Raw genomic sequence first — 22924 nt, 5'->3', positions numbered from 1 at the left:
TTGTGATCTTACCAGTAGAAGTTCACACCAACTTTACCAACTGGTAACCATTGGTATTTATCATCATTACGGATTTCGTTTTCTTCAGCACGTAAGTCTTTATCAAAGTCAGCACCATTAACATTAACAAATGTACCATTTGATTTAAGATTTACACTTGGGTTACCAGTATAGTAAGCACCTACCTCACCAAATACACCCCAGTTTTTATTGATTTTAGGTGCAAAACCAAAACCTAAGTATGGAGCGATATCATTTTTATAACTTAATTTACCATCCACTGAACCATTAAAGTTATAATTATTACCATTTACTTTAATAGTACCGTCTTGCGAACGTTTAGTTAGATCGTAATCGTTATCTAAATAAGCAGCACCCGCAGCTACATATAAACCTTGAGCCCAACGGTTAGCACTTGCACCCCATGGACGAATCTCAGCATTTAAGTAGATATTATTGTTATCCATATCTAGGTCATATTTAGTACCATTTACAGAAACATCATCTGTCCACGAAATGTCACCACCATTATAACCAAGAGCCAAACCTACATATGGGTTTGCTTGCCATAATAAAGCACCACCGTAACCAGTTGTACCTACCTCAGCACGTGCCCCCACAGGAATTAATTGGTTTTTGTCAAATGCGTAGCTGTCATGAACAACGGCTTCATCTGCCATAGCAGCGCCAGCAGCGAATAAAGCTGTTGTAGTGACTAATACACGTAATGCTTTCATAGTTTTCTCCTCAAAAAGGCTCTGTTTTTAATTTATTCATCTTGTGACTGAAATCATAATAATGACAGCTTAGATTCTTTTTTATACAAAAAATGCTAGATTTCTGTTATTTTTTGATACAAATTGAGTTAAATTTTTATTTTCAAATCATTTTTGTGTAAAAAACACTTGATTATCTAATAAGCTTATTTTGATTTACCTCATTTATATCATCAATCAAACGTAACACGTTTTTTGAAAGATTCTTGTCACAAATTAGTGTAAAATCTTTAAAATTTTTTATGGAAGGAAGATCATGTCTCAGCTTTCTACAATCATTGAACAAGCATTTGAAGACCGCGCAAATTTTACTGCAGCAGATTGTTCAAGCGAAATTCGCCAAGCTGTTGAAGAAGCAATTGCTGGTTTAGATAACGGTACACTTCGAGTTGCTGAAAAAATCAATGGTGAATGGGTTGTTCATCAATGGTTAAAAAAAGCTGTTTTATTATCATTTAAACTCAATGACAATAAACCAATCGAGTCATGTGATCTTCGTTTCTATGACAAAGTTGAAACTAAATTCTCTGGTTGGACTGAAGAGCAATTTAAAGCTGCAGGTGTTCGTGTTGTTCCTCCTGCTGTAGCACGTCGTGGTAGCTTCCAAGCTAAAAACGTGGTGTTAATGCCATCTTATGTCAACATTGGCGCTTATGTAGATGAAGGCACAATGGTTGATACATGGGCAACTGTAGGTTCATGTGCTCAAATCGGTAAAAATGTTCACTTGTCTGGTGGTGTAGGTATTGGTGGTGTTTTAGAACCATTACAAGCTAACCCAACTATTATCGAAGACAACTGCTTTATCGGTGCGCGTTCAGAAATCGTTGAAGGCGTTATCGTTGAAGAAGGCTCAGTCATTTCAATGGGCGTTTTCATTGGTCAATCAACTAAAATTTATGACCGTGAAACTGGCGAAATCCATTATGGTCGTGTACCAGCAGGTTCAGTTGTAGTTTCAGGCAGCTTGCCATCTAAATGTGGTACTTACAGCTTATATGCTGCAATTATCGTGAAAAAAGTTGATGCGCAAACACGTTCAAAAACAAGCTTGAACGATTTGTTACGCGCTGACTAATTTGTTATAACTCTCTTGCGGAGCTTTAATCGCTCCTCATCTCTACGATCAAACTGATCGTAGAGATTTTATTTTTTATATAGTGTGGTATTTCTAGAATGGCTTCCTTACGTTCCTCTGCAATTCCTGTCTCAGACCCTGCGTCCGGTTTACGCATTACCGAGATTTTTTACTCGTTGCAGGGTGAAGCAAATGCCTCTGGCCTACCGACTGTATTTATTCGTCTAACAGGCTGTCCATTACGTTGTAGCTATTGCGATACCACCTATTCCTTTGAGGGTGGCGAACGTTTTTCACTTGAACATATCATTGAAACAGCTACACAATTTCAAACACCTTATATTTGTGTGACAGGTGGTGAACCTCTTGCTCAGCCAAACTGTTTGATTTTATTACAACGTTTATGTGAAGCAGGTTTTGACGTCTCGTTAGAAACCAGTGGAGCCCTTGATGTATCAAGAGTGGATCCCCGTGTTTCAAAAGTCCTCGATTTAAAGACTCCAACTTCTGGTGAAGAACATCGCAATCTCATCAGTAATCTTGACCATTTAACACCACGTGACCAAATCAAATTTGTGATTTGTAATCGTGAAGACTATGAATGGTCAAAGCAACAAGTTGAAAAATATCAACTGCAAACCAAAGTCAGTACCGTTTGGTTCTCCCCTGCCTTTGCGGTTGAAAAAGGTGCTGTAGGCCTGCCACGTCTAGCACGTGATCTGGCACAGTGGATACTTGATGATAAATTACCTGTTCGTTTCCAGCTTCAGTTACATAAACTGCTTTGGAACGATGAATCAGGTCGTTAATCACTCAATAAAATAAATCATTCCGAATATGGAGAAAAATATGCGCTCTCGTGCCATTGTTTTACTTTCAGGCGGCTTAGACTCAACCACTTGCCTAGCTTGGGCACAAGCGCGCTATGAATGTATTGCTATTAGTTTTATGTATGGTCAACGCTCAACTACTGAACTTGATGCTGCAAAAGCATTAGCTCAGCGTTCAGGTGTTGAACATCGTGTAATTAATATTGATCTAGCAAATTTAGGTGGATCAGCACTTACAGATCACAACATTGCAGTACCAGAACAGTTACAAGAAGGTATTCCTGTAACTTATGTACCAGCGCGTAACACTATTTTCCTCTCGTATGCTCTAGCAGCAGCTGAAGTATTTAATGCTGAAGCTATTGTTATTGGTATCAATGCTGTTGATTATTCAGGATATCCTGATTGTCGTCCTGAATTTATTGATGCTTTTGCGAATATGGCCCGTTTAGCAACTAAAGCTGGCGTAGAAGGAAAACCACTTAAATTTGAAACACCCCTGTTACATTTATCCAAAGCGAATATCATACGTTTAGGGATTGAACATGGCGTAGACTATAGTCAAACGGTATCTTGCTACCAAGCAGATGCTCAAGGACGTGCGTGTGGTAAATGTGACAGTTGCCGTTTGCGTAAAGAAGGCTTTATCGATGCTGGTGTTACCGATCCAACACGCTATATACCGTAATAAGTAGGTAAAATTTATGAAGTTGTTAAAATCAAATCTTATTCTTTCATCTTTATTCTCAGCAGCTGCACTTATGGCTGGTTCAGTTCAAGCAGCTGAAAACCCAGTTCAAGCGGCATATAAAAGCACTAACGTTAAAGGTGCATTAGTTAACGTTTGTAAAGAACAAACTGCTAAAGGCGGCAAGTTAAGTTCATCTGAAGTTAGCAAATTCTGTAGCTGTCAGGTTGAAGCACAAGGTAAAGTGACTGAAGCACAAAAATGGGAAATCCAAAGCGCAATCAATGCGAAGAAAAGCCCAAGTTCTCTAGGATTTGTACAACAACAAAACCGTGATCTTAAAGCATGTTTTGGTCCTCAGTTAACAACTAAGCTTGAAAAGTTAACTGAAGATGCAATGAAGGCAGCTCAACAACAAGCTCCTAAAAAATAAGATTTTAATGTTCCAAATTAAGCCTGCATTTATGCAGGCTTTTTTATAGCTCTGTTAAAATAACAGCACTTTTGACCAATTCATTTGATGTAAGCTATGCAAGAACAATGGAAAACTAATGCTAACCATAAAAGGTCTATTGTCTCATTTAGTGGAGGCAAAGACAGTTCTCTAGCACTCTACCATGCAATGCAGACAGGCGAAGTGATTGGATTGATCGTAATGCTAGAAGAACAAGGCCAACGTTCTCGCTCACATGCCATGCCTCTTGATATTATTCAAGCGCAAGCTAAAGCAATCGGCTTGCCCGTGTTTATGGCTTCATCAAGTTGGAATGACTATGAAGTAAAGTTTATTGAATTACTCAATCAAGCAAAGCAACAAGGAGCCGAGGTACTGGTTACAGGTGACCTTGATATGCCTGAACACGGCTGTTGGCATGATCGAGTAACGCAACAAGTAGGTCTTCAATTAGGAATGCCTCTTTGGCTACGTCCGCACCGTGAAGTTGTTGAAGAATTTATTCAACTTGGATTCCAGAGTGTAGTGGTGACCGTAAACCTTAAACTCGGGATGAATATAGAAGATTTAGGTAAAACCTTAACTTTAGAATATATCCAAGAGCTTGAGAACCGTGGCATTGATCCATGTGGTGAGGGCGGTGAATTTCATACGACTGTGATTGATGGACCAATTTTTAACAAAGCAATCCCTGTAAGAAAACTCAATATTGTTTATCATGAGGAATACGCTTTTTTACCACTTGAATTAGATCAAATTTAACTTTTAAAGGATAAGAAATGTCTGAGAATATTCAACTGCCAAATCAGGTGTTCCCTACTACACACGGCGAAGTGAACTTGACCGAAGTCGAAAATGAATGGCTAATCATTTACTTCTATCCTAAAGATTCAACACCAGGGTGTACAACACAAGCAGTGGGTTTTTCTTGTTTGAAAGATCAGTTTGATGCTTTAGGTGCCCGTATTTTCGGTATTTCACGTGACTCGGTAAAAGCCCATCAAAATTTTACAGAGAAGCAAGCACTTACTATTGATCTGATCAGTGATAAAGAAGAAATTCTTTGTAATCACTTTGATGTGATTAAAGAAAAGAATATGTATGGTAAAAAAGTCATGGGTATTGAACGTTCTACTTTTATTTTCCATAACAAAACTTTAGTTAAAAGCTATCGCAAAGTTAAAGCAGCTGGGCATGCAGAGCAAGTTCTAGAAGACTTAAAAGCTCTACAAACAGCTTAATAAACTTAAGAAACAAAAAGCGGGCATGATGCTCGTTTTTTGTATATGAACAAATTACTTACTCCTTTACTTTGGCGTATGATAAAGACATTAGAATAATTCACGCTAAGGTATTTACATGAGTCTGCTCAAAGTTTGTAATTTACTGTCTAGTGGTCTTGTTATCTCTGCTTGCTCCGTTAGTTCATCCAGTATGCCGCCCTCAATTACACCATCTACCACACAAGTTGAAACTCCACCTATAACAATAAGTTGCCAAGATTTACAAAACCCTGCCTATCAACAAACCGTACTTAAAATAATTAATCAGATTCGCCAGCAATCACGCCAATGTGGACAACAATATTTCGCTGCAACCAGACCATTAAGTTGGAGTAATAATTTATATAAAGGTGCACTTTCTCATAGTGAAGATATGGCAACACACAACTTTCTCGGACATGTTGGCTCCACGGGACTAGATTTAAAATCACGTTTGAAAATTTATAATACACTCGGTAAAGCCAATGGTGAAAATGTCGCAAGTGGACAGAAAACATTAGATGAAGTGATGTCTAGATGGCTGTCGAGTCCCCTACATTGTAGTAACCTAATGAACCCTAAATTTACAACTTACGCAATTGCTTGTGCTTCTGATCAATCTGTAAAACAAAAGAGCTATTGGACTCAACAATTTGGTACACGTTAAAAGGAAAAAAGATGCAATCAGGTTCGATCACCCCTATTTTAAGAATTTTTGATGTCGAATTAGCTCAATCATTTTATCTTGAGTTCTTAGGTTTTCAGCTTGATTGGCAACACCAATTTGAAGACAACTTTCCGTTATATTTACAAATTTCTAAAGATGATTGCGTTATTCATTTATCCGAGCATTTTGGAGATGCAAGTCCACATAGTGCGATCCGTATCTATTGGGAACATATCTATGAGTTGCACAGTGAACTAAGCCAAAAAAATTATAAATTTTCTAAGCCTCAAGTTGAAAAAACAGATTGGGAGACACTTGAACTCAGCATCACCGATCCTTTTTCAAACCGAATTATCTTTTGGGCAGATGCTTAATTTATATGCACTTACTCAAAATCATCTAAATTAGAGCGATCATCTTCTTCAAAGCGTTGTTGCAACTGTTGATAAGTGCGTGTTTTTTTAAATTCATCCAAAAATTGAATAGTTCCTACAGGGAAAAATTCGGTCTGGATTTCACCACGATAATAAGCTTCACGCATTGGTGTTGCCGAGATAGAGTCTTTTAAACTATCAAGTTCAACCATAATCCACTCAGGAAATAGTCGTAAATAATATGAAGACTCATCCTTAAAGTGTCCAATCAAACCAACTTTTGAGTTCGGTTCAATTACGCCATTCACTAAAGATTTGACTTGTTTTACCCATTTTTCGTCATTATAAACATCTACTACATGGACAAAACGAATGCGTTTTTGCTCTTCTAACGAGAAATTTGACAAGATCATTTGCTCGCGCTCTACTGCTAAGAACGGATTTTTAATATTACGTTCCATTTGAGCAGAACCTAATGCCAAAACGACATAGTGGCTTTGTTGTAAGGCAATTTCAATTGTCTGCATATGAGCTAAATGAAATGGTTGAAAACGCCCTATAAAAACGAGATAGTCAAATTTATACATAATTAGATTTTTCACTTTTTATGAACTCACCAGTTAACCGCATTACAAAAAATATGCGCCATAATGAGAACCTAAAAATTAACAACGTGGTTTAAAGCAAGGATAGTACGATGACACTTAGCTGTATTCAACAACCTCATCAACATTTACACGCAAATTTAGAAGGTGGCGTACTCACCTTAGCCATAAATCGTCCAGAAGCAAAAAATGCACTGTATGGCGAACTTTACTTATGGATTGCCAAAGCACTTGATGAAGCTGATCAAGACAAAGATGTACGTGTAGTCATTCTACGTGGTGCCGAACATGACTTTACCGCTGGTAATGACATGAAAGACTTTATGGGTTTTGTACAAAATCCTAATCTAGGTCCAGCAGGTCAAGTTCCTCCGTTTGTACTCCTTAAATCTGCTGCTAGATTATCAAAGCCGCTTATTATTGCAGTAAAAGGTGTGGCAATTGGTATTGGTGTTACGATTTTATTACACGCAGATTTAGTTGTTGCTGACAATACCGCCCTTTTCCAAATTCCATTTGTAAGTCTTGGCCTTTCTCCAGAAGGCGGTGCAAGCCAACTATTGGTTAAACAAGCGGGTTATCACAAAGCAGCTGAACTTCTATTTACTGCGAAAAAATTTAATGCAGAAACCGCAGTACAAACAAGCTTAGTGAATGAAGTTGTTGAAGATGCTTATGCATCTGCTCAGGCAATCGCTCAACATTTAGCAGCTTTACCACTTACCTCATTAAAACAAACCAAAGCCTTGATGAAACATGATTTAGATCAAATTATTCAATGTATTGATCATGAAGCTGAAATATTTATGCAACGCGTTCAATCTCCAGAAATGCTAGAAGCTGTACAAGCATTTATGCAGAAACGTAAACCAGATTTCTCGCGGTTTAATTAAAAATCAATTTCTATAATTTGAATAAACTCAAAGGCAGGCTCTTCATAAGGATGGCTTGCCTTTAATGCTTTTGCTACAGCCTTTGCATTTTCTTCAATTACAATTGTTTCAACTCGCCACTCATCAACTTGCTCAAGTTCACCCAGCTCTCCGATATAAGGATCTGCACCTTTGACTGGTTTAAATTGCCCTATTCCTTTCACTTGCCATGCGCAGTGTTCGTAATTACCGATACCCCCCGCACCAGCAGAAAAAATAGCTTGTTTAGTCGACTCAAGATGTGAATCTGGCACGTAATAAATCAGCTTTAACATAGGTAGAATGACTCAAAACTAGTGAACTTGCTTTAAATCATACCGTTAAAAAAGCTTCTAAATCAAAGTCAGCTCATCATTACCAAATAATTTGCTCCAATAAAGAGGATTTGAATGGCAAGCGCCAAGCCAAACAGGCGCCAGCCCTTATCTTTGGTATACATTGTTCTTATGTGATACTTATTTTTCATCATTTCGATCTCCGATTTTTATCGTTGTTACAGAGAAAGCAAAAATTGATCCAATTTTGAACTAAGCATAAGGTGTTAAATAGCCAAATGTCTATAGGCCTATAATTTTTCTAAAATGCTTAAAAGAGCTACACTCATTTATATGTAGCTCTTATTCTGAACAAAATTTTAAATTTCAGTGTGCTAGCTGCATTTTTATAATTTTAAGCATTCGATTTCTTTAAATATCTGTTCTCATATATTGTCATCATAAATGCTAAACCACATAAAATGACGAAGCCGCCAGTCATTGGTATTAATGTACCGTCATATAATTGCCCAATAATAGATGCAAGAATAAGTGACAAAACAGAAGATGCTGCACCAATAATGGCCGATGCCATACCTGCAACATGCCCCATCGGTTCCATTGCAATTGCGTTTAAATTTCCAAATAAAGTTCCAAATAATAAAAATAAAATGCAGGCATAAAGCATAAACATCCAGAATGAAACAGCCACACCTAAAAGTTGAATTCCTAAGAAAACTAAAGAAATTAGGCACAAACCTAGAAAGCCGTAAATACAGATTGGACGCATACCAAACTTCATAACAATTTTAGAATTTGTAAATGAAGCAATTCCCATCACACCTGCGAGCACAGCAAAATAAGCACTAAACTCTTGCCCTGTTTTACCAAACTGCTGCATAAAAATTTGCTGAGAAGTACCCAAATAACCAATGAATCCACCAAAACAGAAACCTGCACATAGCAAATAGCTCATGGTGGTTTTGTTACTTACGACTTCTTTAAAACCTTCCTGAAATGCTTGTAACCGCATAGGTAAACGATTTTCGGGAAGTAACGTCTCTTCCAAACGTAAAGCAACCCATGCCCCCACAACTGTGGCATAGACCATATATAAAACAAAGATCTCACGCCAACCAAAGAAATGGATAATGAGCTGTCCCAAACTTGGTGCAATCGCTGGAGCAACCATAAACACCATCATAATTAAAGACATGATGCGGGCCATTTGAGCCCCACTGTATTTATCTCTAACAATTGAAATTGAGGCCACGTAAGGACCTGATACGCCAACCCCTTGAATGAAACGTCCAACTAGAAACCATTCAAAACTTTGTGTGGTAAAACACAACAAACTTCCAAGAAAGTAAATAACAATTCCTGTGAATAAAATATGTTTACGGCCAATCGCATCGGATAGAGGGCCAGCAATCAGTTGACCAATCGTCATACCGGAAAAAATACCAATAATGACCCACTGTGTCTGATTATTATTTTTTAAGTCAAAAACTCGTCCGATTTCGCCCAAAGCAGGTAGGACTGCATCTATTGAAAAAGAAACAATAGACATGAGCAATGCCATCAGAAGTGCAAATTCATGGAAATGGATTTTTGATTTCATTTTTCTTCTCTGCTATTTATTAATATCGTACTACATATAAATAAGCCACCTTACGGTGGCTTATTTCAACTTTTATATTAACCGATAAACTTACGTGCATTACGGAACATACGTAACCATGCACCATCTTCAGTCCATTCTTCTGGACTCCAAGAGTGTTGAATTGCACGGAAAGTACGCTCTGGGTGTGGCATCATAATCGTTGCACGACCATCTTTAGACGTTACACCAGTAATCGCTTCAGGTGAACCATTCGGGTTCAATGGATAATGTTGAGTCGGGTTACCATGGCTGTCAACATAACGCAAAGCAACTTGATTCGCTGCATTCAAGCCTGCAATATCAGCTTCACTCGCAACTGCACGACCTTCACCGTGTGCTACAGCAATCGGTAAAATCGAACCTTCCATTCCATTAAGCAATACAGAAACAGATTTTTCAACACGAACGTTTACGCTACGTGCTTCAAAGACTTCTGACATATTGCGGTGGAAACGTGGCCAGTGTTCAGCACCTGGAATAAGTGGCGCTAATTGTGACAACATTTGGCAACCATTACAGATACCTAAGCTAAACGTGTCTTCACGATGGAAGAACTGTTCAAACTGATCACGTAATTTCGCATTGAACAATACAGATTTTGCCCAGCCTCCGCCAGCACCCATTACGTCACCGTAAGAGAAACCGCCACAAGTCACTAAACCTTCAAAATCACTTAGGCTAACGCGACCAGCAAGTAAATCACTCATGTGCACGTCAACGGTATTGAAACCAACCTTATCAAAGGCTGCTGCCATCTCAATATGACCATTTACACCTTGCTCACGCAAGATCGCCATATTAGGACGACGTGTGTTAATGAAAGGTGCTTCGATAGGTTCATTCAAGTCAAATGTTGGTTTAGCAATTAAACCTTGATGTGATTTATCAGTAATTAAAGCAAATTCTTGGTCAGCAGTTTCAACGTTATCACGTAAACGTTGGATCTGATGAGATACTTCAGACCAAGCTTGTTGCAATTCTGCACGCTCTAGAGTCAAACCGTTTACAGATAATTGATCTGTGTTGTTTACACGACCAACTACAGCAATTGCATCTTTTAAGCTAGATGCAGCAACTTCTGCTTGTAAAGCGTCCCAATCAGTTGCTTTGATTTGAACTACTGTACCAATTTCTTCAGCAAACAAACTTGCTGGAGTTTGGTCTTCTAATGCAACACCTAAACGTGCAGCGAACATCATTTCAGCAACAGTTGCGAGTAAACCACCATCACCGATGTCATGGTAAGCTTGAATCAAGCCACGGTTGTTCCAATCTTGAATTAAAGCAAAGAACGCTTTGAAATCATCAAAACTATCAACGTCTGGAGTGATTGAACCGATTGCTTTATATACTTGCGCAAGAATCGAACCACCTAAACGGAATTGGCCTTTAGATAAATCAATACGTACAAGTACTGAATCTTCTAAATTCTTAAGTTCAGGTGTTAAAGTTTTACGAACATCTGTTACTGGAGCAAATGCAGTAATTACACCAGTCATTGGAGATGTTACAGCTTTGTCTTCGCCGTTTTCGTTCCAAGTGGTACGCATTGAAAGTGAGTCTTTACCTACAGGAATCGCAATTCCTAAAGCAGGACACATTTCCATACCAATCGCTTTTACACCTTCAAACAACGCTTGGTCTTCACCTTTTTGACCAGCAGCAGCCATCCAGTTTGCAGAAAGTTTTATATCGCTAATTTGTTCAATGTTTGCACATGCAATATTAGTAATTGCTTCAGCAACTGCCAAACGAGCAGATGCTGCTGGATTTAACAATGCAACTGGTGGACGTTCACCCATCGCCATTGCTTCACCAGTGAAGCCTTGTAAGCTTGTCGTCGTTACTGCTGCATCCGCAACAGGAATCTGCCAACGACCAACCATTTGATCACGTGCAACCATACCTGTAATTGAGCGGTCACCAATGGTGATCAAGAATGATTTAGAAGCAACTGTAGGATTTTTCAATACACGGAAAATCGCATCTTTCAAATCAACTTTTGAAGCGTCAAACTCGTTACCTTTACGCTCAATTGTTTCATAAGAACGTTGCATACGCGGTGTACCACCAAGCATTACTTGCATTGGGATATCAACTGCATTGTTCTGGAACAATGGATCTTCAACAGTTAAATGACGAGCTTCAGTTGCTTCACCTAACACGGCAAATGGACAACGTTCACGAGCACAGATTGATTCGAACTGTTCTAAAGACTCTGGACGAATTGCAAGAACATAACGCTCTTGTGCTTCGTTTGACCAGATTTCCATTGGGCTCATGCCCGGTTCTAATGAAGGAATCTTACGAAGGTTAAGAACTGCACCTAACTCATGGTCATTCACAAGTTCAGGCATAGCATTTGATAGACCACCCGCACCAACGTCGTGTACAGAAACGATTGGGTTGAAGTCTTCTAAGCGCCAGCATGTATCGATCACTTCTTGACAACGGCGTTCCATTTCTGGGTTTTCACGTTGTACAGATGCGAAATCAAGGCTTTCACCCATTGTACCGCTATCTACAGAAGATGCTGCACCGCCGCCAAGACCGATTAACATTGCAGGGCCACCCAATACAATGAGCAAGTCACCTGGTTGAATCGCATCTTTTTCTACATGGTCAGGACGAATGTTACCATAACCACCAGCAATCATGATTGGCTTATGGAAGCCCTTGACTTCACCATTTACATTCTGTTCGAAAGTACGGAAATAACCATTTAATGCAGGACGGCCGAATTCGTTATTAAATGCCGCGCCACCTAATGGACCTTCAATCATGATTTGTAATGGCGATGCCATACGTGAAGGTTTACCGTAGTTTTCTTCCCAAGGTTGCTCAAAACCAGGAATATTTAAGTTAGAAACTGTAAAGCCCGTTAAACCAGCTTTTGGTTTACCACCACGACCAGTTGCACCTTCATCACGGATTTCACCGCCTGAACCAGTTGCAGCACCAGCAAATGGAGAAATTGCTGTTGGGTGGTTATGAGTTTCAACCTTCATTAAAATATGAGCTGCTTGGCTCTTATATTTATAAACAAAGTGACCATTTTCATCCGCTTTTGGATAAAAACGCATCGTGTCATAACCTACAATTACTGAAGCATTATCTTTGTATGCAGATAAAACGTCAGTTGGTGATTCTTTGTAAGTGTTTTTAATCATCTGGAACAATGATAATGGTTGTTTTTCACCATCAATTGTCCATTCAGAACCGAAGATTTTATGACGACAGTGTTCAGAGTTTGCCTGTGCAAACATCATCAATTCGATATCATTTGGATTACGACCAAGCTTACCGAATGCTTCTGTTAAATAATCAATTTCTTGTTCAGATAACGCAAAACCGAATTCATTGTTCGCTTTAACCAAAGCTTCTTTGCCTTGGCCCAAGATATCAATTGAATTTAATGGTTTTGGAGCTGTTTCTGAAAATAATGCTTTTGCATCTTCAATTTGAGCAAAAACTGTTTCTGTCATACGGTCGTGAAGTACTTGTTTAACTTCATTCGTAATTTCAGTAACGCCTTTTAACGTGAATAAAAGACCACGTTCTAAACGGTGTACTGGCGTATTACAGTTTTTGAAAATATCAGTTGCTTTAGAAGACCAAGGTGAAATAGTACCCACACGTGGTGTAACTAAAATCTGAATCTCATCACTTGCAGATTGACGAAGTTCAAAAGACTCACCGTCATTCAATAATTGCAAAGCAGATTGATGTTGCTGCTCGTTGAGCGCTTGATCAAACAAATAGACCCATTGGCTGTCAAAAGATTGAACAGAACTAATTGACGATAAACGTGTTAATAGTTGAGCTTTCTTAAAAGAAGAATGTGCTGCTGCACCGGCCACGATAAACATGTTGATTTTGGCTCCACGGGCAGGTCTTGTGAACCTTACCGCAATGTGACTTTAGAGAGAGCGCATATTCTACTGCTTCTTGGTAAAATCAGCTAGATGTAGAATCAGTATTCTGTAACCTAATTCTGCAAGAAGTGATTTGTTTTTTGTTCAAAATCATTTTTTTAGTCATTCCTGCTAAAAATAAATTGTTGCATGTTTATTCAATAACATAATAAAACCCGAACTAAGACAAACTATGTCGCACCAAGCTAGTGCTTTTAAGTTTTTTTTGGCATGATCAGGTTTTATAGTTTTGAATAATGATAAATGGAACAAATGCGTTGGTTAGAACTGCTTTCTGCAGTTCGTTTAGGTAGCAAAAAAAGTAGTACAGAACTGGCTCGTAGCCCATTCCATAAAGATTATGACCGCATTATATTTTCTCAAAGTTTTCGTCAGTTAAACCGTAAGACACAGGTTCACCCTTTAGCACAGCATGATGGCATTCATACCCGCTTAACACACTCCCTTGAAGTTTCCTGCATTGGTCGCTCAATGGGTATGCTTGCCGCAGAAAAAATAAAAGATGAATTACCAGTGTGGATTTCACCTGCCGATGTTGGGGCAATTATTCAAGCAGCTTGTCTGGCCCACGATATAGGTAATCCCCCTTTCGGACATGCGGGTGAATATGCAATTCGCGAATGGTTCGATGATGCCTCACATGATGATTTTTTAAAAAAATTAAGCCCCGAAGAAGAAGCTGACGTTCGTCAGTTTGAAGGTAATGCTCAAGGATTACGTCTATTAAGTCGCATTGATTATCATCCAAATGATGGTGGTATGCGCTTAACTTATGCAACTTTAGGTGCTTATCTAAAATATCCATGGCTTTCAAAAACAATTGCTTCTCAGGGTGACCGCCCTTCCCATCAAAGAGCAAAGTTTGGTTGTTATCAGTCTGAAAAAGAAATTTTAAAACAGATTGCGGAACAACTTGGATTGATTCAACTCGGCGAATATCATTATTGCCGTCATCCACTCACTTACCTGCTAGAAGCTGCTGATGACATTTGCTATGCCCTCATTGATTTAGAAGATGGCATTGTCTTGAATATGCTGAGTTACCAAGAAGTTGAACCAATATTCCTAAATCTTATTGCCGACTATGGTCAACCTGAAGAGTTGTCTCATCCAAACAGTACATGGCAACAAAAGATCTCAGCATTACGTGGTCGAGTCATGAAACGTCTTGTTGATGAAGTCACTACGGCTTTTGCTAAAAATCACTATGAAATCATTACAGGTCAGCTTAAAGGCAATCTTTTGCAATATTGTTCACCCGATATTGCAATTGGTATCGAAACTGCCAAAAATCTGGCACGTGATAAAATTTTTGAGCACCCACAAAAGTCGGGTTTAGAAATTATTGCACATCAGAGTTTACAAACGATTTTGGATGCATTTGTACCACTCACAACGCCGCATAAATCTTTAAGCTTTAAAGAACAACGTTTAATGTCTATCCTTAACCTATACGGTGCTAACTTTAGCAATAATCACTACAGCAATATCATGCAAGTCCTCGATATTATCAGTAAGTTCTCAGATCATCAGGCTTATAGCTTGGCGCAAGAGTTACAAGGCAATAAAATAGGTTTGTTTTAAGCTGGCTTGATATAGAAAGAAATAAAACTAGTGTCGTTTTCAATTCATTTTAGAACGACCAGATTTACAGTTATGAATAAGTGAAATTACGCTATGATCGGATGTTTAATTGGCGAAGTGTTTGCCCTAGAAGCCCCTACTGTCTTACTCAATGTAAACGGTGTGGGTTATGAAATTGATACGCCACTTTCAACATTCTGCCAATTACAAAAAGGCCAGAAAGTTACGTTATGGACGCATTTGGTTGTTCGTGAAGATGCTCAACAACTCTACGGTTTTAGTGATGCTCAAGAAAAAACAATTTTCCGCACCTTATTAAAAGTAAATGGTGTCGGTCCGAAAATGGCATTAGGTATTCTATCAACACTAAGCGTTGAGCTATTGGTTCACACTATTGAACATGATGATATTAATACGCTGGTCAAAGTTCCGGGCGTTGGTAAAAAAACAGCTGAACGTTTAATGATCGAACTTCGTGACCGTTTTAAAACCTTGGCTCAAGGCACTTCAACTGCGGCGGCCATGCCTCAAATTCAATTTGCTGCAAACTCTCCTGTTGCAGAAGCAGAAGCTGCGCTGCAATCTTTAGGTTATAAGCCACTTGAAGCACAAAAAGCTGTAGCTGCGGTTAAAGCCGATTACACTGAATCAGCCGATATTATTCGTGCTGCTCTTAAATCCATGATGAAGTAAAACACATATGCAAGATCGTCTAATCAGTGGAACAGAAAAACCTGAAGATCATTTTGACCGGGCTATTCGACCAACTTCTCTTGCCGACTATATTGGGCAACCAGTCGTACGCGAGCAAATGGAAATTTTCATTGGTGCTGCTCGTGGTCGTGGTGAAGCTCTCGACCATACACTGATTTTTGGTCCGCCGGGTTTAGGTAAAACCACACTTGCTAATATTATTGCCCGTGAAATGGGTGGTAACCTCAAATCTACTTCAGGACCGGTATTAGAACGTGCGGGTGATTTAGCAGCAATGCTGACTAACCTTGAAGAAGGCGATGTTTTATTTATTGATGAGATTCATCGTCTTTCTCCAGTGATTGAAGAAATCCTCTATCCAGCGATGGAAGATTACCAACTTGACATCATGATTGGTGAAGGCCCTGCTGCTCGTTCAATTAAACTCGATTTACCGCCTTTTACACTTGTCGCTGCCACCACACGTGCAGGCTTGTTGACCTCACCACTACGTGATCGCTTCGGTATTGTACAACGTCTTGAGTTTTACTCTGTAGAAGACTTGACTCACATTGTGTCACGCTCTGCAAACTTAATGGATGTACCCATTACAGTTGAAGGCGCAGAAGAAGTAGCACGCCGATCACGAGGAACACCTCGTATCGCTAACCGTTTATTAAGACGTGTTCGTGACTATGCACAAGTGAAAGGCACAGGTGAAGTGACCCATGAAATGGCGCAGCGCGCGCTTGATATGCTCAATGTTGATAAAGCTGGCTTAGATACCTTAGACCGACGTTACTTGAGCATGCTACTCGAGCGTTTTGATGGCGGTCCTGCTGGAGTTGAAGCGCTTGCAGCAGCGATGGCTGAAGACAGCGGTACGCTTGAAGATGTGATTGAACCTTATTTAATTCAACAAGGTTATGTCATGCGTACTGCACGAGGTCGGATTGCAACCAACCAATCTTATTTACAGTTTGGAATGACACCACCTGAGCCTAAAAACTAATCAAAGGAAGAGAATTTTCTCTTCCTTTTTTAATTTAATCTCTCTATCCAATTAAAATAATAATTGTCTTATCAATAAATTAGCCACTCTATACCTTTTAAGTCTTTATTTATACCTTATTGATTTTTTAATATTTTTAAAAACTGAATTATAAGAAATCTAGATAGCAAATCTTATGAACAATAATATTTTTAGGATAAGGATATGTACAAAAAAGCCGCTTTGATTTTTCCACTCGCTTTAATGAGCCAGCTGAGCCTAGCAGATTGGGTAAAAGATGCTGCACAACAAAATGAAAATCAGGTAATTCAATTAAGACAACATATTCATGAGCATCCTGAACTTGGCAATATGGAATTTAAAACATCTGCACTAGTTCAAAAAGAATTAAAGTCCTATGGCATTCAGGTCAAAACAGGTTATGCGAAAACAGGTGTTATTGGCATTTTAAAAGGGAATAAACCCGGCCCTATTATTGCACTTAGAGCCGATATGGATGCACTACCTATGGAAGAAAAAAGTGGTGTGCCATTTGCTAGTAAACAAAAAGCAATTTATCAAGGTAAAGAAACTTATGTGATGCATGCTTGTGGACATGATGCACACACCGCAATGCTATTAGGGGCAGCAAAAATTCTAGCAGCCAATAAGGATAAAATATCGGGCACAGTTGTCTTTGTTTTTCAACCTGCTGAAGAAGGTGGAGCAGATATAGATAACTTCACACAGGGTGATCAAATCGGCTCACGGAAAATGATCGCAGATGGTGCCTTTAAAGACTATAAACCCGAAGCTATTTTTGGCATGCATGTCATATCTGGTATGCAAAGTGGACACCTTTATTATAAAGATGGCGCTATTTTAAATAGTGCAGACCACTTACGGATTCAGGTCAACGGCAAGCAGGTGCATGGTTCAACACCTTGGCTAGGCAGAGATCCGATTTATGCATCGGCACAAATGATTAATAATTTACAGAGTCTTATTAGTCGAAGAACTGATCTCACCCAAGGCATGGGCGTCGTCAGCATCGGTAACATTCAAGGTGGTACAGCAGGAAATGTGATTCCAGAACAAGTCAATATGATCGGAACCATTCGCTCTAACAACGAACAGATACGGGCAAATATCTTAAAAAGTTTACCCACCATGATAGAGCATAACGCTCAAGCCAACGACGTGACTGCCAAAGTTGAAATTGCTCCTTATGCTCCAGTAACCATGAACGACAAGGCACTTACTCAATTTATTCAACCTACATTAGCCAAAGTTGTTGGCGCTTCAAAACTTCATGTTCTAGATCATAATGCAAGCGCAAGTGAAGATTTTGCCTATTATGGCAAGTTAATGCCGTCATTCTTTGTTTTCTTGGGTGCAACACCAGAAAATCAGAACTTAACTCAGGCGGCACCAAATCATAGCCCTTATTTTATTGTAGATAACAAGGCTTTAAAAACTGGGACCGAGCTACATGTAAGATTCGTATTAGATTATCCGAATATATCAAAACAAGTTCAAACTTCATGGAAGCCCTCTTAACTTAAAAAGCTTGCTAGCCATAAGATGTAGCGTTTTTAGATTAGAAATACAGCAACCGCAATTGAAAGGTTGTGCCATAGGACTTAGTATGCAATCTGCTAAACTGCCCCGTATTTAAAAGCAGATGTATGGCTGTTGAATAGAGCTGATGTTTTATTCAAATCCATATTTTAAATATAAAGCTCTATAGTGAACTAAAAACGGAATACTCTCATGGCGAATCATTTTGAATTCAACATTCGTGTTTATATTGAAGATACGGACGCAGGTGGTATTGTTTACCATGCCAACCATATTCGCTATATGGAACGTACCCGTACTGAATGGCTCCGTGCTTCTGGCGTTGATCATTACTGGCATCAAAAAGACTACAACTTTGTCGTACACAAAATTGACGTAAAATACATGCGTCCTATTTTAATGGATGATTTAATTACTGTTACAGCACGTGTAGTTTCATGTAAAGCTGCGTCATTTGTGTTGCAACAAAATATTTATCGTGGTGAAATCTTGCTTGCTTCTGGCGAGGTTGAGTTGGCATGTTTAAGTAAAGAACTTGTAGCTCGTCGTCTTCCAGAAGAAATACGTGATCTTATTCGTAAAGAATTGGAACAAGACTAAAAAAACAACCGGCATATGTAACCTATGGCAACAAACATTGAATCAACCCTGCATATTTCTGACCTTATTTTACAAGCAAGTCCAGTCGTTCAGTTGGTCATGCTAATTTTATTGTTAGCATCGATCTTTAGTTGGTATCTGATTGCCAAGTTACATATGAGTTATAAAAAAGCACATCAAGACGATGAACATTTCCAAAAAATGTTCTGGTCTGGTGCCGAACTCAATACGCTTTATAACAATGCTCAACTCAACTCAAAGCGCTCTGGGCTTGAAGATATTTTTTATCAAGGGTTGAGCGAATTTTTTAAACTTAAAAAGCGTCAGGCTCCTGTTTCACAAACAATTGAAGGCACTGAACGTATTTTGCGTGTAGGTTTGAGTCGTGATCAGAGCCATTTAGAATACGGCTTAGGTACTTTAGCAAGTATCGGTTCTGTAGCACCGTACATCGGTCTATTCGGTACTGTTTGGGGTATTATGAATGCCTTTATCGGTTTAGCTGCGGTTGATCAGGTAACTCTAGCAACTGTTGCACCGGGTATTGCCGAAGCACTTATTGCAACTGCAATTGGTTTGTTTGCCGCAATTCCTGCTGTATTAGCTTTTAACCATTTCACTGCTAAAAGTGAAAGTGTTTATTCTGATCGCGCTTTATTTGCTGAAGAGATGATTGCTTTATTGCAACGTCAATCTGTGGGTTCATCACAGGAAGATGCATAATGGCAATTCAGCGTTCAGGGCGCTTTGAGCGCATAAAAAAACCATTAAAAAGTGATATGAACGTCGTACCTTATATTGACGTTATGCTCGTGCTTTTGGTTATTTTTATGGTAACTGCCCCTATGATTACCAGTGGTATCAAGGTCGATTTACCTCAAGCAAATAACCATCCAATCGAATCAAAAGATATGCCAGCCATGGTAACAATTGGCAAAGATGGCAATATTTATCTTCAGTATGAAGATTACAAAGATAATGAACCATTATCTCGTGAAAAGCTTGAAGAAGTTTTAAGCGATGCTCAAAAACAAGCTGAACAAGAAAACAAACAACTCACAGTTTTAGTCAATGGTGATAAGTCTCGTCCTTATGGAGAAGTCGTATCATTGATGGCGAGTTTACAAGAAGCAGGTTTAACTCAAGTTGGCCTTCTGACAGAGCCTTTAAAATAAGCTATGAACAAAAATCAAAAGCCGCCCTTTAAACAAAATGCGATTGCATTGAGCTTTACACTCGGAGTTCATGCAATTGCCATTGTTGGCTTGCTTTTTTTAGGCTTGAGTAAACCACCTGAACAGCCAAAAAAGCTAACAACTATTTTAGTTAAGCCAGAAGATTTGCCTCCTCCTTTAGCAAAAGAAGTTGAACAAGAGACTACAGCTACCAATGAAGCAAAAGAGGTATTAGCCTCTGTTGTGGATGAAACGCTTCCTCAAAATCTTCCGACTACGCCTCCTCCTCCAACAGCTCAACAACTTGCTGCCCAACAGCAAAAGGCCGAACAGGCACAACAAGCTAAGTTAGCTGAGCAAAAACGTAAAGCTGAAGAAGCTGCAAAAATGAAACAAGCAGCGGAACAGCAACGTAAAGAGGAAATACAAAAACAGCAGGCTGAAGCTAAAGCAAAATCAGAAGCCGAACAAAAGCGTAAGGCCGAACAAACGGCAAAAGCTCAAGCAGATGCCAAAGCTAAGCAAGAGCAAAGTGAAGCTCGTAAAGCTGCTGAAGACGCTAAACGTAAAGCTGAGGCTGATGCAAAATTAAAACGTGAAGCTCAAAAGGCCGAAAATGCTAAGCTTCAAGCACAACAAGAAGCTAAGCGAAAAGCTGAAGCAGATGCTAAAGCCAAGCAACAAAAAGCTGCCGATGACGCTAAACGCAAAGCTGAAGCTGCTGCTAAAGCCAAACAGCAAAAAGCTGCAGATGATGCTAAACGTAAAGCTGAAGCAGATGCTAAAGCCAAGCAGCAAAAAGCTGCAGACGACGCTAAACGCAAAGCTGAAGCCGATGCTAAAGCTAAGCAACAAAAAGCTGCTGACGAAGCTAAACGTAAAGCTGAGGCCGATGCAAAAGCTAAGCAACAAAAAGCTGATGACGCTAAACGTAAAGCAGAGGCCGATGCGAAAGCCAAACAGCAAAAGGCTGCTGACGATGCTAAACGCAAAGCTGAGGCTGACGCTAAAGCCAAGCAAAAAGCTGCTGACGATGCTAAGCGTAAAGCTGAAGCAGAGGCCGAAGCCAAAGCTGCATCTGCTCAAAAAGCACAAGAAGAAGAAGCTCAAAAGAAAGCTGAAGCTAAAAAAGTTGCTTCTTCAGCTAGACGCGATTTTGAACAAAAAATTCGACGCTCTTGGGACGTTCCAACTGGCAGTAGTGGTAAAACAGTTGGTGTTCGCTTCACTCTCTCCGATTCGGGAAGCGTTAACTCTATTGTGATCACGCGTTCAAGTGGTGATGATGCCTTAGACGCAAGTATTAAAGCTGCAATTCAAGCCGCAGCGCCCTATCCTATGCCATCAGATCCAGATGCAAGACGTGAAGCAAGAAGTGTTAGCTCTACATTTAGAGCGCAATAATTTTGAAAGAGTTACATGCTTTAAATAGTTTAAGGCATGTAACTATGCTACAAAATCAACAGTCACAAAAATACCTGCTATGACTTTAAACTTATGAATACGAGCCGCAAACACCTGCTATCTTTAGCACTGATCACAGCCTTAAGCCCTATTGCTTCTACCACTGCTTTTGCCCAGTTATATCTGGAAATTGCTAAAGCTCCAGATCAGGCACCCAAAATTGCTATTGTCCCGTTTACCAACGATAATGGGCTCTATCCTATTGTTGAAACAGACTTAAACCGTTCTGGGCGCTTTACAAGCTCATCTAAAAACTTACCTGCCAATGCTGCAATCAATCAGATTCAAGCTTCTGACTGGCAAACTGCTGGTATTCCATATGTAGTTACTGGACAAATTAAACAAACAGCGACAGGTTTTGAAGTTCACTACCAACTTTATGATGTACAAAAGCAACAATACATTTTAAATGAACTTTTAAATGTACCAGCTGCACGCATACGCCAGGCTGGCCATATGGTAAGTGATGCTATTTATCAAGCGCTTACTGGTATTCCAGGTGACTTTAGTGGCCGTATTGCATATGTACTAAGAAACCCTGCAACACCTGCCGAGCGTTATACACTACAAATTGCAGATACGGATGGTGAACAACCAAAGACCGTTTTATCATCTCGTGATCCAATTCTTTCTCCGGCATGGACACCAGATGCCAAAAAAATTGCTTATGTTTCTTTTGAAACTAAACGTCCAGCAATTTATTTACAGGATTTATCAACTGGAACACGTGAAGTTCTTACCAGTTTCCGAGGTCTAAACGGCGCACCAAGTTTCTCACCAGATGGCCAATCAATGCTGTTTACAGCATCTATGAATGGCAACCCTGAAATCTATCAAATGGATTTATCAACTCGCCAAGTCAAACGCATGACAAATGACTCGGCAATTGATACCGAAGCACGTTATACACCAGATGGAAAATCCTTTATTTTCACTTCTGACCGTGGTGGATCTGCCCAAATTTATCGTTATACCTTTGCTGATGGTTCAGTAAAGCGTTTAACATTTAAAGGGTCATTTAATGCACGTGGAACTCTGAGTGCAGATGGCAAAAAGATTGCACTTGTTCATCGCCCAAGTGGCAGCAGTTATAAAGTTGCAATTCAAGACATTAATACTGGCATCACCAATATTCTTACCCCAACTAGTTTAGATGAATCACCAAGTTTCTCACCAAATGGGCAAATGGTGGTCTACGCAACTCGTGAAGGCAACCGTGGCTTGTTGTCTATTATGTCTACTGATGGACGTTTCCGTATGAATTTACCAAGCGAACAAGGTGAAGTACGTGAACCAGCCTGGGCACCAAAATAACTTT

24 protein-coding genes are annotated in these 22924 nt (G+C 39.4%); 18 read left to right on the top strand and 6 right to left on the bottom strand.

Annotation, left to right across the window (positions count from 1 at the left end; all coding sequences use genetic code 11):
• Positions 1 to 8 precede the first annotated feature (8 nt).
• Positions 9 to 737 carry an ornithine uptake porin CarO type 4 gene (gene carO, locus H7R46_RS04735; RefSeq protein ID WP_002118918.1) on the bottom strand — a complete coding sequence of 243 codons (729 nt, stop codon included), beginning with the start codon at positions 735 to 737 and terminating at the stop codon, positions 9 to 11.
• A gap of 295 nt (positions 738 to 1032) precedes the next feature.
• On the opposite strand from carO, the gene dapD reads away from it, so the two are divergent.
• From dapD to H7R46_RS04695, 8 genes are all read left to right on the top strand, one after another.
• Complete coding sequence (gene dapD / locus H7R46_RS04730) at positions 1033 to 1854, top strand: 2,3,4,5-tetrahydropyridine-2,6-dicarboxylate N-succinyltransferase (RefSeq protein WP_002118664.1); 822 nt, start codon at positions 1033 to 1035, stop codon at positions 1852 to 1854.
• Between the two features lie 98 nt (positions 1855 to 1952).
• A complete protein-coding gene (queE, locus tag H7R46_RS04725) occupies positions 1953 to 2663 on the top strand; it encodes a 7-carboxy-7-deazaguanine synthase QueE (RefSeq protein WP_002118723.1) in 711 nt (236 codons plus the stop codon).
• A gap of 40 nt (positions 2664 to 2703) precedes the next feature.
• Positions 2704 to 3372, top strand: coding sequence for a 7-cyano-7-deazaguanine synthase QueC (gene queC / locus H7R46_RS04720; protein ID WP_002118843.1), 669 nt, complete (start codon positions 2704 to 2706; stop codon positions 3370 to 3372).
• A 16-nt stretch (positions 3373 to 3388) separates the two neighbouring features.
• Positions 3389 to 3805, top strand: a complete 417-nt coding sequence (locus H7R46_RS04715; RefSeq protein ID WP_002118993.1) for a hypothetical protein — start codon at positions 3389 to 3391, stop codon at positions 3803 to 3805.
• Positions 3806 to 3901: 96 nt separating this feature from the next.
• Entirely contained in the window at positions 3902 to 4588 is a 687-nt protein-coding gene (locus H7R46_RS04710; RefSeq protein WP_005067798.1) for a diphthine--ammonia ligase, read from the top strand.
• 17 nt (positions 4589 to 4605) lie between these two features.
• Positions 4606 to 5067, top strand: a complete 462-nt coding sequence (locus H7R46_RS04705; RefSeq protein ID WP_002118936.1) for a peroxiredoxin — start codon at positions 4606 to 4608, stop codon at positions 5065 to 5067.
• 118 nt (positions 5068 to 5185) lie between these two features.
• A complete protein-coding gene (locus H7R46_RS04700) occupies positions 5186 to 5755 on the top strand; it encodes a CAP domain-containing protein (protein WP_005067795.1) in 570 nt (189 codons plus the stop codon).
• An 11-nt stretch (positions 5756 to 5766) separates the two neighbouring features.
• The gene (locus tag H7R46_RS04695) at positions 5767 to 6129 is read left to right on the top strand and encodes a glyoxalase superfamily protein (protein ID WP_005067793.1); all 363 of its coding nucleotides are present in this window, start codon (positions 5767 to 5769) and stop codon (positions 6127 to 6129) included.
• A gap of 11 nt (positions 6130 to 6140) precedes the next feature.
• Here the strand turns inward: H7R46_RS04695 and H7R46_RS04690 are convergent, their stop codons facing one another.
• Positions 6141 to 6716 (bottom strand): nicotinate-nicotinamide nucleotide adenylyltransferase, encoded by a 576-nt coding sequence (locus H7R46_RS04690; RefSeq protein ID WP_002119001.1) that lies wholly within the window; start codon positions 6714 to 6716, stop codon positions 6141 to 6143.
• Between the two features lie 110 nt (positions 6717 to 6826).
• Between H7R46_RS04690 and H7R46_RS04685 the strand changes: the two genes are divergently transcribed.
• Positions 6827 to 7627, top strand: coding sequence for an enoyl-CoA hydratase (locus tag H7R46_RS04685; RefSeq protein ID WP_005067790.1), 801 nt, complete (start codon positions 6827 to 6829; stop codon positions 7625 to 7627).
• On the opposite strand, the gene H7R46_RS04680 is transcribed toward H7R46_RS04685, so the two are convergent.
• The 4 genes from H7R46_RS04680 to purL all read right to left on the bottom strand — a co-directional run bounded on the left by H7R46_RS04680 (position 7624) and on the right by purL (position 13452).
• Positions 7624 to 7941, bottom strand: coding sequence for a hypothetical protein (locus tag H7R46_RS04680; RefSeq protein WP_005067788.1), 318 nt, complete (start codon positions 7939 to 7941; stop codon positions 7624 to 7626). The genes H7R46_RS04685 and H7R46_RS04680 overlap by 4 nt on opposite strands.
• A 68-nt stretch (positions 7942 to 8009) precedes the next feature.
• Positions 8010 to 8135: a KGW motif small protein gene (locus H7R46_RS19405; RefSeq protein WP_002118600.1), complete on the bottom strand. Its 126-nt coding sequence runs from the start codon at positions 8133 to 8135 to the stop codon at positions 8010 to 8012.
• A gap of 200 nt (positions 8136 to 8335) precedes the next feature.
• Positions 8336 to 9541, bottom strand: a complete 1206-nt coding sequence (locus tag H7R46_RS04675) for a multidrug effflux MFS transporter (protein ID WP_005067784.1) — start codon at positions 9539 to 9541, stop codon at positions 8336 to 8338.
• Between the two features lie 77 nt (positions 9542 to 9618).
• The gene (gene purL / locus H7R46_RS04670; protein ID WP_005067782.1) at positions 9619 to 13452 is read right to left on the bottom strand and encodes a phosphoribosylformylglycinamidine synthase; all 3834 of its coding nucleotides are present in this window, start codon (positions 13450 to 13452) and stop codon (positions 9619 to 9621) included.
• 309 nt (positions 13453 to 13761) lie between these two features.
• Here purL and H7R46_RS04665 point away from each other — a divergent pair, with 309 nt between their 5' ends.
• The 9 genes from H7R46_RS04665 (at position 13762) to tolB (ending at position 22920) form a co-directional block, all read left to right on the top strand.
• On the top strand, positions 13762 to 15102 hold the full coding sequence (locus H7R46_RS04665; protein WP_005067780.1) for a deoxyguanosinetriphosphate triphosphohydrolase: 1341 nt from the start codon (positions 13762 to 13764) through the stop codon (positions 15100 to 15102).
• A 93-nt stretch (positions 15103 to 15195) separates the two neighbouring features.
• Complete coding sequence (gene ruvA, locus H7R46_RS04660; protein ID WP_005067777.1) at positions 15196 to 15795, top strand: Holliday junction branch migration protein RuvA; 600 nt, start codon at positions 15196 to 15198, stop codon at positions 15793 to 15795.
• 7 nt (positions 15796 to 15802) lie between these two features.
• Complete coding sequence (ruvB, locus tag H7R46_RS04655; protein WP_002052424.1) at positions 15803 to 16807, top strand: Holliday junction branch migration DNA helicase RuvB; 1005 nt, start codon at positions 15803 to 15805, stop codon at positions 16805 to 16807.
• A gap of 204 nt (positions 16808 to 17011) precedes the next feature.
• Positions 17012 to 18346: a M20 family metallopeptidase gene (locus H7R46_RS04650; RefSeq protein ID WP_005067775.1), complete on the top strand. Its 1335-nt coding sequence runs from the start codon at positions 17012 to 17014 to the stop codon at positions 18344 to 18346.
• Positions 18347 to 18559: 213 nt separating this feature from the next.
• Complete coding sequence (gene ybgC, locus H7R46_RS04645; RefSeq protein WP_004699892.1) at positions 18560 to 18967, top strand: tol-pal system-associated acyl-CoA thioesterase; 408 nt, start codon at positions 18560 to 18562, stop codon at positions 18965 to 18967.
• Between the two features lie 24 nt (positions 18968 to 18991).
• Complete coding sequence (tolQ, locus tag H7R46_RS04640) at positions 18992 to 19690, top strand: protein TolQ (RefSeq protein WP_016140259.1); 699 nt, start codon at positions 18992 to 18994, stop codon at positions 19688 to 19690.
• Positions 19690 to 20142, top strand: coding sequence for a protein TolR (tolR, locus tag H7R46_RS04635; protein ID WP_005067772.1), 453 nt, complete (start codon positions 19690 to 19692; stop codon positions 20140 to 20142). The genes tolQ and tolR overlap by 1 nt, the downstream gene beginning before the upstream one ends.
• Positions 20143 to 20145: 3 nt before the next feature.
• Positions 20146 to 21546 (top strand): cell envelope integrity protein TolA, encoded by a 1401-nt coding sequence (gene tolA / locus H7R46_RS04630; RefSeq protein WP_005067770.1) that lies wholly within the window; start codon positions 20146 to 20148, stop codon positions 21544 to 21546.
• Positions 21547 to 21639: 93 nt separating this feature from the next.
• The gene (gene tolB / locus H7R46_RS04625) at positions 21640 to 22920 is read left to right on the top strand and encodes a Tol-Pal system beta propeller repeat protein TolB (protein WP_005067768.1); all 1281 of its coding nucleotides are present in this window, start codon (positions 21640 to 21642) and stop codon (positions 22918 to 22920) included.
• Positions 22921 to 22924 lie beyond the last annotated feature (4 nt).

Source organism: Acinetobacter sp. BEC1-S18-ESBL-01 (assembly GCF_014169935.1).
GTDB classification, from domain to species: Bacteria; Pseudomonadota; Gammaproteobacteria; order Pseudomonadales; family Moraxellaceae; genus Acinetobacter; species Acinetobacter pittii.
This window is presented reverse-complemented; position numbering and strand designations above follow the sequence as displayed.

What these genes read in the sequence shown, in the direction of transcription:
- ybgC (WP_004699892.1), top strand. Translation starts at nt 18,560, where the DNA reads ATGGCGAATCATTTTGAATTCAACATTCGTGTTTATATTGAAGATACG.
- tolQ (WP_016140259.1), top strand. Translation starts at nt 18,992, where the DNA reads ATGGCAACAAACATTGAATCAACCCTGCATATTTCTGACCTTATTTTA.
- H7R46_RS04705 (WP_002118936.1), top strand. Translation starts at nt 4,606, where the DNA reads ATGTCTGAGAATATTCAACTGCCAAATCAGGTGTTCCCTACTACACAC.
- dapD (WP_002118664.1), top strand. Translation starts at nt 1,033, where the DNA reads ATGTCTCAGCTTTCTACAATCATTGAACAAGCATTTGAAGACCGCGCA.
- tolB (WP_005067768.1), top strand. Translation starts at nt 21,640, where the DNA reads ATGAATACGAGCCGCAAACACCTGCTATCTTTAGCACTGATCACAGCC.
- H7R46_RS04665 (WP_005067780.1), top strand. Translation starts at nt 13,762, where the DNA reads ATGGAACAAATGCGTTGGTTAGAACTGCTTTCTGCAGTTCGTTTAGGT.
- H7R46_RS04650 (WP_005067775.1), top strand. Translation starts at nt 17,012, where the DNA reads ATGTACAAAAAAGCCGCTTTGATTTTTCCACTCGCTTTAATGAGCCAG.
- tolA (WP_005067770.1), top strand. Translation starts at nt 20,146, where the DNA reads ATGAACAAAAATCAAAAGCCGCCCTTTAAACAAAATGCGATTGCATTG.
- H7R46_RS04710 (WP_005067798.1), top strand. Translation starts at nt 3,902, where the DNA reads ATGCAAGAACAATGGAAAACTAATGCTAACCATAAAAGGTCTATTGTC.
- ruvB (WP_002052424.1), top strand. Translation starts at nt 15,803, where the DNA reads ATGCAAGATCGTCTAATCAGTGGAACAGAAAAACCTGAAGATCATTTT.
- queE (WP_002118723.1), top strand. Translation starts at nt 1,953, where the DNA reads ATGGCTTCCTTACGTTCCTCTGCAATTCCTGTCTCAGACCCTGCGTCC.
- ruvA (WP_005067777.1), top strand. Translation starts at nt 15,196, where the DNA reads ATGATCGGATGTTTAATTGGCGAAGTGTTTGCCCTAGAAGCCCCTACT.
- H7R46_RS04715 (WP_002118993.1), top strand. Translation starts at nt 3,389, where the DNA reads ATGAAGTTGTTAAAATCAAATCTTATTCTTTCATCTTTATTCTCAGCA.
- H7R46_RS04690 (WP_002119001.1), bottom strand. Translation starts at nt 6,716, where the DNA reads ATGTATAAATTTGACTATCTCGTTTTTATAGGGCGTTTTCAACCATTT.
- H7R46_RS04700 (WP_005067795.1), top strand. Translation starts at nt 5,186, where the DNA reads ATGAGTCTGCTCAAAGTTTGTAATTTACTGTCTAGTGGTCTTGTTATC.
- H7R46_RS04695 (WP_005067793.1), top strand. Translation starts at nt 5,767, where the DNA reads ATGCAATCAGGTTCGATCACCCCTATTTTAAGAATTTTTGATGTCGAA.
- H7R46_RS19405 (WP_002118600.1), bottom strand. Translation starts at nt 8,135, where the DNA reads ATGATGAAAAATAAGTATCACATAAGAACAATGTATACCAAAGATAAG.
- H7R46_RS04675 (WP_005067784.1), bottom strand. Translation starts at nt 9,541, where the DNA reads ATGAAATCAAAAATCCATTTCCATGAATTTGCACTTCTGATGGCATTG.
- carO (WP_002118918.1), bottom strand. Translation starts at nt 737, where the DNA reads ATGAAAGCATTACGTGTATTAGTCACTACAACAGCTTTATTCGCTGCT.
- purL (WP_005067782.1), bottom strand. Translation starts at nt 13,452, where the DNA reads ATGTTTATCGTGGCCGGTGCAGCAGCACATTCTTCTTTTAAGAAAGCT.
- tolR (WP_005067772.1), top strand. Translation starts at nt 19,690, where the DNA reads ATGGCAATTCAGCGTTCAGGGCGCTTTGAGCGCATAAAAAAACCATTA.
- queC (WP_002118843.1), top strand. Translation starts at nt 2,704, where the DNA reads ATGCGCTCTCGTGCCATTGTTTTACTTTCAGGCGGCTTAGACTCAACC.
- H7R46_RS04680 (WP_005067788.1), bottom strand. Translation starts at nt 7,941, where the DNA reads ATGTTAAAGCTGATTTATTACGTGCCAGATTCACATCTTGAGTCGACT.
- H7R46_RS04685 (WP_005067790.1), top strand. Translation starts at nt 6,827, where the DNA reads ATGACACTTAGCTGTATTCAACAACCTCATCAACATTTACACGCAAAT.